General features: G+C 59.2%; 13 protein-coding genes. 9 read left to right on the top strand and 4 right to left on the bottom strand.

The annotated features are described in order from the left end of the window. Positions 1-98: 98 nt before the first annotated feature. Positions 99-377, bottom strand: a complete 279-nt coding sequence (locus MHM37_RS16720) for a CDP-alcohol phosphatidyltransferase family protein (protein WP_343218258.1) — start codon at positions 375-377, stop codon at positions 99-101. 243 nt (positions 378-620) lie between these two features. Here MHM37_RS16720 and MHM37_RS16715 point away from each other — a divergent pair, with 243 nt between their 5' ends. From MHM37_RS16715 to MHM37_RS16685, 6 genes are all read left to right on the top strand, one after another. Continuing rightward, positions 621-2,264, top strand: a complete 1,644-nt coding sequence (locus tag MHM37_RS16715) for a DASS family sodium-coupled anion symporter (protein ID WP_343218259.1) — start codon at positions 621-623, stop codon at positions 2,262-2,264. A gap of 185 nt (positions 2,265-2,449) precedes the next feature. Further along, on the top strand, positions 2,450-3,772 hold the full coding sequence (gene nadE, locus MHM37_RS16705; RefSeq protein ID WP_343218257.1) for an ammonia-dependent NAD(+) synthetase: 1,323 nt from the start codon (positions 2,450-2,452) through the stop codon (positions 3,770-3,772). A gap of 61 nt (positions 3,773-3,833) precedes the next feature. Then, positions 3,834-4,982 (top strand): exonuclease SbcCD subunit D, encoded by a 1,149-nt coding sequence (locus MHM37_RS16700; RefSeq protein ID WP_139526578.1) that lies wholly within the window; start codon positions 3,834-3,836, stop codon positions 4,980-4,982. Next, on the top strand, positions 4,979-7,582 hold the full coding sequence (locus tag MHM37_RS16695) for an SMC family ATPase (RefSeq protein ID WP_239297381.1): 2,604 nt from the start codon (positions 4,979-4,981) through the stop codon (positions 7,580-7,582). Before MHM37_RS16700 ends, MHM37_RS16695 begins: the two co-directional genes overlap by 4 nt. 109 nt (positions 7,583-7,691) lie before the next feature. After that, positions 7,692-8,426 carry a tellurite resistance TerB family protein gene (locus MHM37_RS16690; protein WP_139526580.1) on the top strand — a complete coding sequence of 245 codons (735 nt, stop codon included), beginning with the start codon at positions 7,692-7,694 and terminating at the stop codon, positions 8,424-8,426. Further along, complete coding sequence (locus MHM37_RS16685) at positions 8,426-8,902, top strand: phosphatidylglycerophosphatase A (RefSeq protein ID WP_239297382.1); 477 nt, start codon at positions 8,426-8,428, stop codon at positions 8,900-8,902. The genes MHM37_RS16690 and MHM37_RS16685 overlap by 1 nt, the downstream gene beginning before the upstream one ends. A 112-nt stretch (positions 8,903-9,014) precedes the next feature. Here the strand turns inward: MHM37_RS16685 and MHM37_RS16680 are convergent, their stop codons facing one another. From MHM37_RS16680 to MHM37_RS16670, 3 genes are all read right to left on the bottom strand, one after another. Next, on the bottom strand, positions 9,015-10,397 hold the full coding sequence (locus MHM37_RS16680; RefSeq protein WP_139526582.1) for an NAD-dependent succinate-semialdehyde dehydrogenase: 1,383 nt from the start codon (positions 10,395-10,397) through the stop codon (positions 9,015-9,017). Positions 10,398-10,629: 232 nt separating this feature from the next. Beyond that, positions 10,630-11,253 (bottom strand): peptide-methionine (S)-S-oxide reductase MsrA, encoded by a 624-nt coding sequence (gene msrA, locus MHM37_RS16675; RefSeq protein ID WP_219861473.1) that lies wholly within the window; start codon positions 11,251-11,253, stop codon positions 10,630-10,632. Between the two features lie 67 nt (positions 11,254-11,320). Continuing rightward, a complete protein-coding gene (locus tag MHM37_RS16670; RefSeq protein ID WP_239297383.1) occupies positions 11,321-12,229 on the bottom strand; it encodes a LysR family transcriptional regulator in 909 nt (302 codons plus the stop codon). A 138-nt stretch (positions 12,230-12,367) separates the two neighbouring features. Between MHM37_RS16670 and MHM37_RS16665 the strand changes: the two genes are divergently transcribed. From MHM37_RS16665 to MHM37_RS16655, 3 genes are all read left to right on the top strand, one after another. Then, on the top strand, positions 12,368-13,879 hold the full coding sequence (locus MHM37_RS16665; protein ID WP_239297385.1) for a CoA-acylating methylmalonate-semialdehyde dehydrogenase: 1,512 nt from the start codon (positions 12,368-12,370) through the stop codon (positions 13,877-13,879). 27 nt (positions 13,880-13,906) lie between these two features. Next, entirely contained in the window at positions 13,907-15,583 is a 1,677-nt protein-coding gene (locus tag MHM37_RS16660) for a GMC family oxidoreductase N-terminal domain-containing protein (RefSeq protein ID WP_239383772.1), read from the top strand. Positions 15,584-15,774: 191 nt separating this feature from the next. Beyond that, positions 15,775-15,981, top strand: coding sequence for a cold-shock protein (locus tag MHM37_RS16655; protein WP_054641278.1), 207 nt, complete (start codon positions 15,775-15,777; stop codon positions 15,979-15,981). Positions 15,982-16,208: the final 227 nt, after the last annotated feature.

Here is a 16,208-nt window from a genome sequence, read left to right as displayed (position 1 = left end):
GAGAAGGTCAGCTTTTCAGGTACCATTTTGGAAGCGGCTGTTGGTGCTTGATGGATTGGTTAGGTTCTTGAAATCATAGCACTTTCAGCCGCTTTCTTTTATACCCTGTGAGAAATCCGGGCTAGAAAGCCGCCCGCGTCGCTTTGCTGATTATTCAGCCGGGCCAAGGCACCATCTACCCCATCTCCCACACGATTGAGCACGATTGCAGCCAACGCCCACCCGTACTGTTCGAATGCCAGTAGCGGCAAGGCGCTGAGCCCCACGATGAAGGCCGCTAGCGTGACTTGATCAGCGGTAATTTTTTGACGATGCAGGATGTCAGCAAGCGCGAGAAGCGGTCGCTGGGTCAGCGGCATGGTAAAGCGGTCTAACACGATGATATCTCCGTAAAAGGGGACTGGGTTTAATGTTAGTAGCGGCTAATAATTAAGACTAAAGTGTTTAGACTTTGGTTGTAATAACGGCCAATTCGCTGGACTAAAGGCTTATTGCAGTGAATAAAGGGCACCACAAACGCCAGCGGCGCTGGTAAAAATGCCGTAGGGCCTGCCCCGTGTTGAGCCCTTTCGTTCACCCTGACTGCGAGCGGTACGTTAATAATGCGCAGAACTGCTACGATGACGCTGTGGGATCAGCTTTGGCACTCCCACGATCAAGTCAAAAACCTTCTGATGTGTGCGTTGCCTACCTCAAGTACCGGTGGCTCCTCATCCCGCAGCGAGGCTAATGGTACACAAGGCAGCAGCGGCCACTCACCCCGTCCTCCTGCGTATAACCGAGCGCAGAAAATCGGCTTGGTGCTGGGGCCATTGCTGTTTGCAATGGTAGTGATGTTTTTCCACCCGGCTGATCTTAGCTTCGAAGGCCGGATGGTGCTGGCCACTACCTTGTGGGTAGCGGTGTGGTGGATTACCGAAGCCATCCCGATTCCTGTCACTTCTCTGCTGCCGATTATTCTCCTACCCATTACCGGGGCGTTGGAGAGCAACGCCGTTACGGCGGCCTACGGCAACCCGATTATTTTCCTGTTCCTGGGCGGCTTTATGATCGCCCTGGCGATGGAGAAGTGGGATCTACATAAACGCATTGCGCTGTCGATCATCTCCGTGCTCGGTACTAGCATCAACAGCATCGTGTTTGGTTTCATGGCGGCGACGGGCTTCTTGTCCATGTGGGTGTCCAATACCGCCGCTGTGATGATGATGCTGCCTATTGGCACTGCGATTGTCTATCAAGTCACCCAGGAACTGAATAAAACCGAAGGTGACCACAGCGACGAAATCGATAAATTCAGCAAGGCGCTCATTTTCGGCGTGGGCTATGGTGGCACCATTGGTGGTTTAGGCACGCTGATCGGCACGCCGCCGAACATTATCCTGGCGGCGATCGTGAACGAGCTGTTCGGTGTCGAGATTTCGTTCGCGGGCTGGCTGATGTTTGCCTTCCCGGTGGTAATGACGCTGCTGGTGATTGGCTGGGTGATGCTGACGCGCTTCATTTATCCGATCAAGCTCGCCAAATTGCCGGGCGGCCGGGCGCTGATTCGAAAAGAGAAAGAAGCGCTGGGTAGGATCACCTTCGAAGAGAAGGCGGTGCTCGGTGTGTTCCTGTTTGCCGCGTTCTTCTGGATTACCCGCTCGTTTCTTTGGCAGGGACAGATCCTCAATATTCCAGGCATTAACGACACCATGATTGCGATCACTGCTGCCGTGGCACTGTTTCTGATTCCTTCGCCCAATAAAGGTGGCTGCCTGTTGGGGTGGGACGTAGCCAAAGACGTGCCGTGGGGCATTTTGCTGCTGTTCGGCGGCGGCTTGGCGATTGCCGCAGGTTTTGGCTCATCGGGTCTGGCTTCATGGATTGGCGGCCAAATGAGCGTGCTAGAAGGCGTCAACTTCCTGCTGGTCATTTTGCTGGCGACAGGCATGGTGCTATTTTTGACCGAGATCACCTCCAACACGGCCACAGCGACGATGATTTTGCCGGTGCTAGCCTCATTGGCGCTGGCGCTCGATATTCATCCGTTCGTGCTGATGGTGCCAGCGGCCATGGCGGCCAACTGCGCCTTCATGCTACCGGTAGGCACCCCGCCCAATGCGATCATCTTCGCCACGGGTAAAATCAAAATCATCGAGATGGTGCGCAACGGTTTCTGGCTCAACATCATTGCGATGCTGTTGATCGTGGCCGCGGTCTACTTCCTGCTGCCGATGCTGTGGGGCGTGGATCTCACCACCTACCCGGATGCGTTTAGAGATTAATCTAGGTTAATTTTATGTCACTAACACAAAGCCCTCATCCTTGCGATGGGGGCTTTGTGTATGCGGGTTACGGCGCGAAAGATGACCTTAAGACGACGAGGAGGGTTTTCGACAAACCAGAGTGATTATCTATAGTGGCTTTAGTAACCCCACCTGCACGGATGCATCCTTCAAGGAGACCCGCAATGGAACTGCTGAGACAAGTTCGCGATTATTTACAAGACTACTCACTTAAGCTCGCTACTGCCGAATCCTGTACGGCAGGACTGATTGCGTCGGAACTGGCGCGGGTGCCAGGCAGTGGCCAATCGATGGATTGCGGCCTTGCCGTGTACTCGCCAGAGGCTAAGCAGCGTTATCTTTCGGTAAGCGCTCAAACCCTTGAGCGTTGTGGTTTGACCAGCGAGGCGACATCCAAAGAAATGGCCGTGGGGGCACTCACTAACAATGATGCCAACGTTGCGATAGCCAATACCGGTATCGCTGGACCAGAGCCCCACGATGGCATTCCCGTAGGAACGGTATGCTTTGCCTGGGCGTTTCGGTACGAGCAGCAGATTTATCTCATCGCAGAGACACGGCATTTTTCAGGTGACCGTAACGAAGTGCGTTTAGCGGCGGCCCACTACGCTTTGAAGCGCTTAATGACTCACCACGCTGCAGTGGTAGAGGGAGAGGTCAGCGCCGTCGCTCATCAAGCCCATCAAGCGCATATTCAAACCGCGTTGCGGGTCGTGTCCGCCATCGATCCGCAGCAAGAAGTCGAGCGCCGTGTGATGTTTCTCTATCGCCAACTCCTAAACTCTGGGCAAAAGAGCTTGGTGTTGGGTATCAGTGGCGGGGTCGATTCCACTGTAGCAGGGCGCTTGGCGCAGTTGGCGGTAGAAAAAGCTCGCCAAGAGGGTGTGTCAGCCCACTTCTATGCGATGCGTTTACCCTACGATACTCAGCACGATGAAGTAGACGCCCAGCAGGCGTTGGCATTCATCAAACCCGATAGCGTGCTGAGTGTGAATATCCAGGCCGCGAGCGATGCAATGTTGGCTTCGCTTGAAGCAGGTGGGCTGGGCTTTACCGATGCGCAGCAACGCGATTTCGTCCTGGGCAATATCAAAGCGCGTCAACGTATGGTGGCTCAATATGCTGTCGCAGGGGCTAACGCGGGGCTGGTCGTAGGAACCGATCAGGCGGCGGAGGCGCTCATGGGCTTTTTTACCAAATATGGCGATGGGGCCTGCGATATCGCTCCATTAACCGGTCTGACTAAAGCCCAGGTACGCCAATTAGGTGCGGTGCTAGGCGCGCCCGAAGCGCTGGTAGAGAAGCAGCCCACGGCTGATCTAGAGACTCTGAAACCCCAGCTAGCCGATGAGGAGGCACTTGGCGTTAGCTACGCAGATATCGATGCTTTCTTGACGGGTAAACAGGTAAGCGAGGAAGCGCGTGCCACGATGATACAAACGTATCAGCGCTCAGCGCATAAACGGCACCTGCCCATCACCCCCTGAGCGCTAGCGTCGCGGTGTGAGGTTGTTATGATGCAGCTAACGTTTCTGTATCGAGTGCGTCATGCGATTACTTCACACCGCCGATTGGCATTTGGGGCGGCTATTCCATAACCTCTCCCTGCTGGAAGACCAGCGCCATGTGTTGCAGCAGCTGCTGGCGATCATCGACCGCGAGCAGGTGGATGCCGTGCTGGTCGCAGGCGATATTTACGACCGCTCTGTGCCACCCGCTGCGGCGGTCACGCTGCTGGATGAGATATTGGTCGAGCTGTGCGAGAAGCGCAGCCTGCCGGTCATCATGATTTCCGGTAACCACGACGGTGCCGAGCGCTTGGGTTTTGGCGCCCGCCATTTGCGTCAGGCCGGGCTGCATATCCTCACCGACCTGGCCACCTGCGATCAGCCGGTCACGCTAACGATGGGCGGTGACACGTTGGATGTGTTCGGCATCCCCTACGCCGATCCGGAGTACGTGCGCAGCGCGTTTGGCGTGGACGTGCGCGACTTCGACGGCGCCCACCGCTACCTGCTGGAGCGCATCGAGGCGCAGCGCCAGCCGGGCCGCCCGACGATGCTCATGAGCCACTGCTTTGTCGATGGCGGCACCGCCAGCGACTCCGAGCGCCCGCTCACCCTGGGCGGGGCGGAGAGCGTGGCTTGGGAGCCCATGCAGCGTTTCGACTACGTGGCGCTTGGCCATCTTCACGGCCCGCAAACTCGCGGTGGCGAGCACATTCGCTACAGCGGCTCGCTGCTGAAGTACAGCTTTTCCGAAGCCACTCAGCGTAAAGGCGTCACCCTCGTCGAGGTGGGCAGCGAAGGTGTCACCCAGATCGAGCATCATCCGCTGCTACCCCGTCGTGACGTACGCGTACTGGAAGGCGAGCTGACGCAGCTGCTGGCCCAAGGCGCCAGCGATCCCTACGCCGATGACTACTTGCTGGTGCGCCTCACCGACCGCCATGCCATTCTCGACCCCATGGGCAAACTGCGGGAGGTCTACCCCAACGTGCTGCACCTGGAGAAGCCCGGCATGCTGGAAGCAAAAGGGCGCCAGCAGCTAGACCGCGAGCGGCTTCAGTTCAGCGCGCTGGATATGTTCAGCGACTTTTTCACCCAAGCCAGCGGTGAGCCAATGAGCGACGAGCAGGCCCGCGCCATGAGCGAGCTGATCACCACCCTCAGCCGTGAGCAGGAGGGCCAAGCATGACGCCGTTGACACTCACCATGCAGGCCTTTGGCCCCTTTGCGAGTACTGAGGCCATCGACTTCACCGCGCTGGGTAGAAGCCCGCTGTTTCTGATCAACGGCCCCACCGGGGCGGGTAAAAGCTCGATCCTCGATGCGATGTGTTTTGCCTTGTACGGCCAAACCACCGGCAACGAGCGCGACGCTGGCCAAATGCGCTGCGACCAAGCGCCCGCGACCCTGTTGACCGAAGTGACGCTGACGTTCCGTCTACGAGATGCCATTTATCGAGTGCGCCGAGTGCCGCAGCAGGAGCGCCCCAAAGCCAGCGGCGAAGGCACGACCACGCAAGCGGCGGAAGCTCAATTATGGCGAGTTACTCCCAAGGGCGAGGAGGACGAATGCTTGGTGGCACGAAAGATCACCGATGCCAACGTCCAGCTGCAGCAGTTGCTGGGCTTGGATGCGCGTCAGTTTCGCCAAGTCATGGTGCTTCCCCAGGGTAAATTTCGCGAGCTGCTGCTGGCGGGCTCGAAAGAGCGCGAAGAGATTTTTGCCCAGCTGTTTCAAACCGAAATTTTTCAGCGTATCGAGCAGCGCCTGCTGGATCGGGCCAAGCAGATCGTCCGTGAGGTGAACGACCACCGCCAGCGGGTGCAGGGCATCCTGTCGGCCAGCGATGTCGAGAGCGAGGCCGCGCTACAGGAAGCGCTCGCCGCGCTCGACCCGGATCATCACGCCGCCAAACAGGCGCTGGCGGCCGCCACCGAGCAGCGCGAGCAGGCCGTGGCGACCGCCCAGGCGGGCACGGCGCTGGCCCGCCAGTTCGAGCAGCACGCCACGCTGGTCAAGGCAAAAGCGGCCCTATTGGAGCAGCAGCCCGCGATTCAGCACGCCCAAGCGCAGCTGCACCGGCACGAACAAACCCAAGCGCTCGCCACGCCGTTTTACGCGCTGCAAAGCGCCGAGAAAAACGCCGCTGCCGCCGAGAGCGAATGCCAGGCCGCCCAGCAGGCCATAGCCCCTCGACAGGCCGCCCACCAGCAGGCCCAGGCGGCACTGGCGGAGGCCAATGCCCAGCATGAGCGGGTGCCCGCGCTGCAGCGTCAAGCGTATGAGTGGGAGCAATCCCTCGCTACGTGTCAGGAGCTGGCCACGCTGGAAGGGCAGCGCGCCACCCTTGCCCAACAGGTCGCCCAAGCGCTCGAGACGTTAGAGCAGACGCAGCAAGAGGCCACACGCCAAGAGCAGCACGCCATCGAGCAAGAGATGCGCTGGCACCAGGGCCAGGCGGCGCTGCTGGCCCAGCGGTTGGACAGCGGCCAGCCCTGCCCGGTGTGCGGCAGCCGTGAGCATCCGGCTCCCGCCACTCCCTCCCAAGCGCTGGTGACGCAAGCGGAGATGAAGCAGGCACGCAATGTTTACGAGCACGCTCGCCAGGCCTGGGTGAGTGCCCAGCAGCATGCCCAGGGCTTGGAGCAGCAGTCTCACCACCTCGACGAACGTTGCCAACGGCTTCGCGAGCAGTTGGGCGATAGCGTGTCGCTGGAGAGCGTGAACGCGTCGTTAGCCTCTGTGAACCGCGAGATCGACACCTGCGAACGGACCTGGAAAACGGCCCAGGCCCAGGCCCAAACGGCTCATATGGCGCTCACTCAAGCACAAACCACGCTAACCGAGGCCACCCAGCGCCAAACCGAGGCGCAGCACACGTTAGGCACCGCTCGAACCGAGTGGCAAGCAGCGCTGCAGGCCAGCCCCTTCAGAGACGAAGCGGCGTTTACCGCTGCCCGCCTAGAGGCGTCGGAACAGCAGCGCCTGAGTGAAAGCGTCGCGCGTTTTCAGCGGGAGCTCGCCAAATTGGAGGGGCAGCTCGAGGCCAGCGAGCCGCTGCTGGAAGGCAAAACGCCCCCCGACGTTGCTGCCTTGGAGACCCACGCCGAAGCGGCCAAGTCTCACGAAGCGGCGTGCCGCCAAACGTATCAGCGCTTGGCGGCACGCGTCGATCAGCTTACGAGTACCCAGCAGCGCTTGGCGGAGGCACGCCGCGCCGAGGCAGCGCTCGAGGCGCAGTATCAGCTTTGGGGAACGCTCAGCGAGGTCGCCAACGGCCGCACCGGTCACCGCATTAGCCTGCAGCGCTTCGTGCTGGGCGTGCTGCTGGACGATGTGCTGATCCAAGCCTCCGAACGTTTGGTGCGAATGAGCCGCGGGCGTTATCAGCTCGTGCGCCGGGAAGATCCTTCCAAAGGCAATAAAGCCTCAGGGCTCGAGCTCGACGTGGCCGATACTTACACTGGCAAGAACCGTCCGGTGGCCACGCTCTCTGGTGGGGAATCGTTCATGGCCGCGCTATCGTTGGCCCTAGGGCTTTCCGATGTGGTCCAGGCCTACGCGGGGGGAATTCAACTGGATACGCTGTTCATCGACGAGGGATTTGGCAGTCTGGACCAAGACGCGCTGGATCAAGCCATCGCCATGTTGAGCGAACTGCAAATGAGCGGGCGAACGATAGGGATCATTTCCCACGTCAGCGAACTCAAAGAGCAGATGCCAGTGCGCATCGAGGTGAGCGCTAGCCGTCATGGCAGTTCGGTCGCGGTAAAAGGGGCGCTGGGCTAAGCGCGAGTGCAGGATCGATTCATGCTGTATTCATGTAGCATGCGCTATAACGAACATTAAACGACCCGCGTTCGACCCGTCGAATGAGTAACCATTGAGGAGTGCAAGGATGAACGCAAGCAAAATTCTTCAGCAGTTGATGAGTCAGGCCAGCGGCAGCAAGGGCAGTAGCGGCGGCATGGATGTCAAAGGGGTGATCGATGGCCTCTCCCGCCAGTTGGGCGGCAGTGGCAGCCAAGGCTCGCGCCAAAGCAGCGGTTCCAGCGGTTTCGACATGAAAAGCCTGCTGGGCGGCGGTGCCCTGGGCATGCTGGTGGGCTCGAAGCGTGGCCGCAGCATGGGCGGCAAAGCGCTCAAATATGGTGCCATTGCGGGAGTCGGCGTACTGGCCTGGAAGGCGTGGCAAAGTACTCAGGAGAAGGAGAAGAAGGGGGCTGGGACCCAATCCTCCTCGGAAGGCGAGCGTGTCGAGGTGTTGAGCGGCGAGGTTCAAGAGCGCCGCAGCTTGGAGCTGCTGCAGGCCATGATCATGGCCGCCCGGGCGGATGGCCATATCGACGAGCAGGAGCAGGCGCTGATTACCGATCAGATCGATGCCCTCGGCGCGGATGAGGAGATGCACCGCTGGGTCGAACAGCAGCTAAAAGCCCCGCTGGACGCCCAGGCCTTGGCCCGTGAAGCGGACTCTCCCCAGGCCGCTCGCGAAATGTATTTGATCAGCGTCGCCGTAATCGACGACCAAAACCCCATGGAGCGCGCCTGGTTGGATCAACTCGCCAGTGCGCTAAACCTAACGCCTGAGATGGCGGCAGAGCTCGAGCGTCAGGCGCAGCAGGCTGGCTAATGCTCGATACGCTCAACTTCTGGCTAGCCACTGGCTTTGGGTTGGGGCTAGCGCCCGTTGCGCCGGGTACCTTTGGGTCACTGATTGGCCTGCCGCTGGCGTGGTGGCTCTTGGGCCGCCCAACGGGGCAGCAGGCGGTCATCATCGCGCTGATGCTGATAGCGGCCGTGCCGGTCTGTCATATCGCTGCGTGGCATTATGATGGCCTGGACCATGGCAGCATCGTCGCCGATGAGTACGTCGCTTTTCCGCTCGCGGTGCTGGGGCTAAAAGCCGCCCGCCATCCGCTGGTACTGGCATTAACGTTTGGCGTCTACCGCTTCTTCGATGGATTGAAACCGCCGCCCATTCATTTGGCAGAATACGTGAGCGGCGGGTTCGGCATCGTGTTGGATGACGTCATTGCCGCGCTGGTGAGCTGGCTGGTGGTCGCGCTGCTGCTAACGCTCTGGCAGCGTCGGCGGCAAATCGCCTGATACTGTAAAAGAGGCTGCAAACAAGGCGGGCCACGAAAACGCCGCAGGTCGTGAAAACGACACTGCGGCGTTTTTATGGGGTTGCCCATCGTGAGCCGATGGGCTTACGGTGCTAGCTTTGCACCACGATCACCGATTTGGCGTTGACGAACTCGTGCATCCCAAAGCCGCCGTGCTCACGCCCATAGCCTGAATCCTTCACGCCGCCAAACGGCATTTCCGGCGTGGCGACACCGAAGCCGTTGATGAACACCATGCCGGTATCGAAATACTGGCTGGCAAGCTCGGTGGCGCGCTTCACGTCTTTGGAGATGATGCCGCCGCCCAAGCCGTAGCGACTGTCGTTGGCAATGCGCATGGCGTCTTCATCGTCTTTGGCACGAATCAACGCAGCGACCGGGCCAAACAGCTCATCGTCGTAGGCAGGCTGTCCAGGGGTGACGTTATCCAGCACGGTGACCGGGTAGAACGCCCCTTTGCCTTCTGGTTTTTCGCCGCCGCAGAGGATTGTCGCGCCTTTACGCACGCTCTCTTCCACCTGCTCGTGAAGGTCGTCGCGAAGATCGACGCGGGCCATCGGGCCTAGGTCGCTATCTTCTTTGGTTGGGTCGCCCGCTTTCAAATCCTTCATGCGCGCCACGTAGCGCTCTTTGAATGCTTCGTAGTTCTTTTCGGTGACCACAAAGCGTTTGGCAGCCACGCAGGTTTGGCCGCCGTTGAAGACGCGACCGGTCACGCAGGTGTCGACCGCGACATCAAGGTCGGCATCGTCCAGTACCAGGTAGGCATCGTTGGAGCCCAGCTCCAGTACCGTCTTTTTCAGATGCTCGGCGGCTTTGGCGGCCACTTTTCGACCAGCGCCGTCGCTGCCGGTCAAGGTGACGCCACGCACGGCTTTGTGGGCAATCACCGTGTCGGAGACATCGTGAGAAATCACCAGCGTGCGGAAGACGTTTTCCGGCAGGCCCGCTTCGCGGTAGATTTTCTCCAGCAGCAGCCCGCTACCCGTAACGTTCTCTGCGTGTTTTAGCAGCACGCTGTTGCCCGCCATGATGTTGGCGATGGAGTAGCGCACGACTTGATACGCAGGGAAGTTCCACGGCTGAATGCCGTAAATCACGCCCATCGGGGAGTAGGTGACGATTCCGCGCTCGCCGTTGCCGGGCTTGCGCTCTTCGTCGGCGAGCTTGGTGGGTCCGTGCTCGGCGGTATAATCACAGATGCCGACACACAGATCCACTTCCTGGCGCGCCTGTGAGGGCAGCTTGCCCATCTCTTTGACCATTAGGTCGGCAAGCTCGTCTTTATGCGCCTTCATCGCTTCGCCAATGGCTTTGACGACCTTGGCGCGGTGCTCTAGCGGCTTGAGCCGCCAATCCAGAAACGCCTCATGGCTGGCCTCGACGATCTGCTTGGCCTGGCTTTCATCCATCAGCGTGTAGGTCTCAAGCGTTTCGCCGGTGGTCGGATTGACTGTCGAGATGGTGTTGCTCATAAGATCTCCTATCTTTAGATCAACGGGCGTTCGATCAGGTAGAGCAGTCCTTTAGCCGACTGGTCTATTAATGCTGAATTTCTACCTTAGTAGATAAATGGCGTTTTGCCCAAATGAATCATCAGGCATGTCGTGACACCCTCGTTGGGGCAAGACGGGTAGACAATGGTTCCATAAAAAAGCGCCAAGACAGATAAACCGACTTGGCGCTTTTAAAGGTCACAGGGCGTGATTACTCAAAAGTAGGACCGCCTGCCTCTTCGCCCCATACTTCTTCTAAACGGTCATCTCGGCCGCAGCTCAGGCGGTAAAACTTGTAGCGGAGCGGGTTTTTCTCGTAGTAATCCTGATGGTACTCCTCGGCGCGCCAAAACTCGCTGGCCGGCAGGATCTCGGTCGTGATCTCTTGATCGAACCTCGCTTCCATCTCGGCTTTCGAGGCTTCCGCTAACGCCTGCTCCTCCTCGTTGCTGTAGAAGATGGCCGAGCGGTATTGATCGCCGCTATCGCAAAACTGGCGGTTGACGGCGAAGGGATCGATATTGCGCCAGAAAATCTCCAGTAGCTGTTCGTAGCTGATCTGGCTGTCGTCGTACTCGATGTTGACGACTTCTATGTGGCCGGTGCCGCCCCGGGAGACCTGTTCGTAGGTGGGGTTGTCCAGCTCGCCGCCCATATAGCCGGAGGTGGTGGCGCTGACACCCGGCTGCTTGTCGTAGGGCGGCTCCATGCACCAGAAACAGCCGCCAGCAAACGTTGCCTCGCTATTGGATTGCGCCTGGAGCGGTGCGCTTGCCAGGCCAGCGGCGGCCATTATGCACAGCGTCAACGGACGAAAAGAGGAAAATCGGTACATGTCTGACAATCCAGTGACGAATCGATGCTCGGTATTGAGCCCATTAGTATCGAGAGGTACCGCGTTCTTAACGCGACCGACCACGCTGAGGCCACACCGTATCGAGGGTATCCAGTGCGGCTTTTATGGTGGGTTCGGTAGCGCGGTCGCTGCGCCAAATCAGGCTGAGCGCGCAGGGCAAGCGAACGTTATCCGCCACTGTCAAACCGCTCTCCTGCCGTTCGGCCATGGCCAGCGCGTCGCGCGCCAAACTTAGCCCCACACCCGCTCTGACCAAATCCAACATACAGGCCTCCTGGTCGACTTGGGCAACGCGGCGCGGTATCGCGCCGCTGTCGGCCAACGCCCGTTCGAGTAGCCGGGAGTGCGCCGACACGGTGGGCGTGACGATCCAGGGTAACTGGGCAAGCGTCTCCCAGCGGGTATCGACGAGCTTGGCTTCCCAGCCTGGCGGGGCGACGACGTAATAATGAAAGTGGGTCAATTCGCGCCAATCAAGGGCTGGACGGCCGGTGCCTTCACCGGGCGTGGCGAGAAAGAAGCCTACGTCCAACTCCCCCTGTTCCACCTGACTCAAAACATTGCCGCTCATGCCGTGGTGAAGTTCGGTTTCCAGCTGGGGCGCGCGGGCCATCAAGCGGCTGAGAAAGTCGCCAAGGCGGATGAACTCTGGGTCGACGATGGTGCCAATGCGCAGCTTGCCACGCAGGGTGCTGTGCAAAGCGCTGGCGGTCTGCTCGAAGGCGAGCGCGCTGGCCAGCGCATTTTCTGCAGCGGGTAGGAGTGCATAGCCGTCAGCGGTGAGGGTTAACCCCTGCGGGCGGCGGGTAAAGAGCGTTAAGCCTAGATGCTGCTGTAGCTGCTTCAACTTTAGGCTGACGGCGGGCTGAGTCAGGTGGAGCTGCTCGGCCGCCCGCGAGACGCTACCGGTGTGGGCAACGGCCACAAAGGCCCGCAGCGTGGCGTACTCCTGCATGGTGATGAACCTACCCTGGTGTGTTATTAGTGAATCTTATATCTTGGTTAAAAATTACTCAATTGATTAGCCTGTTCGGCGGGGTAGTCTTGTGATCATCCTCTGATCACTTAAGCTTTTTTTATAAAGGTAGCGACCATGACCACCCACGCCATCCATCACTTCATCAACGGCCAGCGTAGCGAAGGCACCTCCGGTAGCGCCCAAGAGGTGTTCAACCCCGCCACCGGGCAGGTCACCGGGCGTGTAGCCCTGGCGTCGAGCGCTGACGTAGATACGGCCGTGCAAGCCGCTCAGGCGGCATTCCCCGCCTGGGCCGATACGCCGCCCATCCGCCGCGCTCGGGTCATGTTCAAATTTCTGGAGCTGCTGAACGCTAATAAGGATGCCCTGGCCGAGGCAATCACCAAAGAGCACGGCAAAGTCTTCACCGACGCGCAAGGCGAGGTGGCCCGGGGCATCGATATCGTCGAATTCGCTTGCGGCATCCCCCAGCTCTTGAAGGGTGATTACACCGAGCAGGTCAGCACCGGTATCGATAACTGGACCGTGCGCCAGCCGCTGGGAGTGGTGGCGGGCATCACGCCGTTCAACTTCCCGGCGATGGTGCCCATGTGGATGTTCCCCATTGCCATTGCCGCTGGCAATACCTTCATTCTCAAGCCTAGCCCGCTGGATCCCAGCGCCTCGCTGATGATAGCGGATCTATTGCAGCAAGCAGGCTTGCCGGATGGCGTCTTCAACGTGGTGCAGGGCGATAAAGATTCGGTCGAAGCGCTAATCGATCACCCTGATGTGAAGGCGCTGTCGTTCGTGGGTTCTACGCCGATCGCCAACCTGATCTACGAGCGTGGCGCCAAGCACGGCAAGCGCGTCCAGGCGCTGGGGGGTGCAAAAAACCATATGGTCGTGATGCCGGATGCCCACCTGGATAAAGCCGTTGATGCGCTGATCGGTGCGGCCTACGGCAGTGCGGGCGAGCGCTGCATGGCGATTAGCGTGGCCGTGTTGGTCGGCGACGTGGCCGACAAGGTGGTACCGATGCTCACCGAACGCGCCAAGGCGCTGAAGGTGAAAGATGGCATGCAGCTAGATGCAGAAATGGGGCCGATCGTCACCCGTCAGGCGCACCAGCGGATCACCGGCTATATAGAAAAGGGCGTGGCAGAAGGCGCCGAGCTCGTCGTCGATGGCCGCGAGTTCGACGGCGCGCAAGCAGGCGAGGGCTGTTCTGACGGTTTTTGGATGGGCGGCACGCTGTTTGATCACGTCACGCCGGAAATGACCATCTATAAAGAAGAGATCTTCGGCCCGGTGCTGGTCTGCGTGCGGGTGCCGGATGTGGCGACCGCTATTCAACTGATCAATGGCCACGAGTTTGGCAACGGGGTGAGCTGCTTTACCGAAAGCGGCAGCGTCGCCCGCGAATTTGGTCGGCGGATTCAGGTGGGTATGGTCGGCATCAACGTGCCTATCCCAGTGCCCATGGCGTGGCACGGTTTCGGTGGCTGGAAGCGCTCGCTGTTTGGCGATACCCACGCGTATGGCGAAGAGGGCGTGCGCTTCTATACCAAACAGAAGTCGATTATGCAGCGCTGGTCCGACTCCATCGATGCGGGCGCCGAATTCGTGATGCCGACGGCGAAGTAGCGCCAGACCGTTACGGGAGCCTAGCCTATGCCAACGAATACAATGACAAACTCCCACGCTGAGTCGTTCGACTACATCGTGGTAGGCGCAGGCACCGCAGGGTGCCTGATGGCCAACCGGCTCAGCGCCGACCCACAGAATCGGGTGCTGCTGATCGAGGCGGGCGGTCGGGATAACTACCACTGGATCCATATTCCGGTGGGCTACCTGTATTGCATCAATAACCCGCGCACCGACTGGCTGTTCCGCACCGAGCCGGACACGGGGCTAAATGGCCGCTCGCTGATCTACCCTCGAGGAAAAACCCTGGGGGGCTGCTCCAGCATCAACGGTATGATCTATATGCGTGGCCAGGCGCGGGATTACGACCACTGGGCGGAGGTCACCGGCAGTGACGAGTGGCGCTGGGAGAACTGCCTGCCGGACTTCATCAAACACGAAAACCACTACCGGCTGGATGAGGGCAGCGACGGTGACGAGACACACCGTGCGTTTCACGGCCATGGCGGTGAGTGGCGGGTCGAGAAGCAGCGCCTAAAGTGGGAAGTGCTGGACGACTTTGCCGAAGCGGCGGTTCAGGCGGGCATTCCCCGCACCGAGGACTTTAACCGGGGCAGTAACGAAGGGGTCGCCTATTTCGAAGTGAACCAGCGCGATGGCTGGCGTTGGAATACCGCCAAGGCATTTTTGCGTAGCGCGCTAAAGCGGGACAATCTGACGCTTTGGCACTCTACCCAGGTGAACCGGCTCTGCTTAGATCGTTCGCAAGCGCTTCGCTGTACCGGGGTAGAGGTGGTGCGCAGCGGCAAAACCCTGCGGGTGCAGGCGCAAAAAGAAGTGGTGCTGTGCGCAGGGGCGATTGGCTCGCCCCACCTTTTACAGCTATCGGGCATTGGGCCTGCGGAGCATCTGCGCGAGCATGGTATCGAGGCCATTCACGATTTGCCGGGCGTTGGCGAAAACCTGCAAGATCACCTCCAAATACGCTCGGTGTATCGTGTCAGTAACGCCAAGACGCTCAATGCCATTGCCAGCACGCTGTGGGGCAAAGCGGGCATCGGCTGGGAATATGTGACCAAACGCACCGGGCCAATGAGCATGGCCCCCTCGCAGCTTGGCGCATTTACTCGCAGCTCCAACGATCAGCCGTACCCCAATATTCAGTATCACGTCCAACCGCTCAGCCTAGAGGCCTTTGGGCAGCCGCTGCATCCCTATCCGGCCATTACCGCGAGCGTATGCAACTTGAACCCTACCAGCCGAGGAACGGTGCGGTTGAAAAGCGCCGACCCGCGTCAGGCACCGGCGATTTCGCCGAACTATCTCAGCACGCCGGAGGATCGCAAGGTGGCGGCCGATTCGCTGCGGGTAACCCGGCGTATCGCCGAACAGCCTGCCTTTGCGAAGTACTCACCTGAAGAAGTGAAGCCGGGCGTCGAGTATCAAACGGACGAGGAGTTAACGCGGCTGGCAGGGGATATCGGTACGACGATTTTTCATCCGGTGGGCACCACACGAATGGGTAAAGGTGATGACCCAATGGCGGTGGTGGACGCAACACTGCGCGTGAGAGGGGTGTCGGGGCTGCGGATTGCGGATGCGGGCGTGATGCCCACCATCACCAGTGGAAACACCAATTCGCCGACCCTCATGATCGCTGAAAAAGCCGCCGGATGGATTTTAAAAGAAAATTCATTGCATTGACTTTTTTTTCCATCATAGTGTTGACGTGCAGCGTCGTTAAGCGCATGCTGCATGCAGTTGGTTAGCAAGTCGAACGTTGTCAGCAGTATCGAAACGCTCTAGCGTTGAGTCTGGTGAAGGTTTCTTGTTCTACCCACTGCAACTCGGGTATTACCCGGCTCTACATTAAAGCTAAATCGAGGATTTCGATCATGGCAACTGGTACCGTTAAGTGGTTTAACGACACTAAAGGCTTCGGCTTCATTTCTCCGGACGACAATGGCGACGACCTGTTCGCTCACTTCTCCGAAATTCAAGCTGACGGCTTCAAAACTCTGCAAGACGGCCAGAAGGTTTCCTTCGACGTCACCCAGGGTAAAAAAGGCCTTCAGGCTTCCAACATCAAAGTTCTGGGTTAATTCCAGCTTGATGTTTGCCGCTAGCAGCGACTGCTAGCGAGCTAGAAAAACCCCGCTTAATGCGGGGTTTTTTCGTTGGTGTATGCTTATCTGCCTCACGTGGAGCGGCCCTAAAAAAGTAGACACCTTTTTTTTAGGAGAAGGTGTCATGAAGTTCAAGAATAGTCCACGCTATACCGAAGCATTTATACGTGAGGCCGTACAGGCCTCGCTCTCCTCACCTCAAA

Origin of the sequence: Halomonas sp. MMH1-48 (genome assembly GCF_022348105.1) — a bacterium.
Lineage (GTDB): Bacteria > Pseudomonadota > Gammaproteobacteria > Pseudomonadales > Halomonadaceae > Vreelandella > Vreelandella piezotolerans.
The sequence above is the reverse complement of the archived record's forward strand: the minus strand, read 5'-3'. Positions and strand labels throughout refer to the sequence as shown.

Excerpts from the sequence above, each read along its gene's own strand:
- MHM37_RS16695 (WP_239297381.1), top strand. The coding sequence starts at position 4,979 with ATGACGCCGTTGACACTCACCATGCAGGCCTTTGGCCCCTTTGCGAGT.
- nadE (WP_343218257.1), top strand. The coding sequence starts at position 2,450 with ATGGAACTGCTGAGACAAGTTCGCGATTATTTACAAGACTACTCACTT.
- MHM37_RS16660 (WP_239383772.1), top strand. The coding sequence starts at position 13,907 with ATGCCAACGAATACAATGACAAACTCCCACGCTGAGTCGTTCGACTAC.
- MHM37_RS16670 (WP_239297383.1), bottom strand. The coding sequence starts at position 12,229 with ATGCAGGAGTACGCCACGCTGCGGGCCTTTGTGGCCGTTGCCCACACC.
- MHM37_RS16715 (WP_343218259.1), top strand. The coding sequence starts at position 621 with ATGACGCTGTGGGATCAGCTTTGGCACTCCCACGATCAAGTCAAAAAC.
- MHM37_RS16655 (WP_054641278.1), top strand. The coding sequence starts at position 15,775 with ATGGCAACTGGTACCGTTAAGTGGTTTAACGACACTAAAGGCTTCGGC.
- MHM37_RS16685 (WP_239297382.1), top strand. The coding sequence starts at position 8,426 with ATGCTCGATACGCTCAACTTCTGGCTAGCCACTGGCTTTGGGTTGGGG.
- MHM37_RS16665 (WP_239297385.1), top strand. The coding sequence starts at position 12,368 with ATGACCACCCACGCCATCCATCACTTCATCAACGGCCAGCGTAGCGAA.
- msrA (WP_219861473.1), bottom strand. The coding sequence starts at position 11,253 with ATGTACCGATTTTCCTCTTTTCGTCCGTTGACGCTGTGCATAATGGCC.
- MHM37_RS16700 (WP_139526578.1), top strand. The coding sequence starts at position 3,834 with ATGCGATTACTTCACACCGCCGATTGGCATTTGGGGCGGCTATTCCAT.
- MHM37_RS16680 (WP_139526582.1), bottom strand. The coding sequence starts at position 10,397 with ATGAGCAACACCATCTCGACAGTCAATCCGACCACCGGCGAAACGCTT.
- MHM37_RS16690 (WP_139526580.1), top strand. The coding sequence starts at position 7,692 with ATGAACGCAAGCAAAATTCTTCAGCAGTTGATGAGTCAGGCCAGCGGC.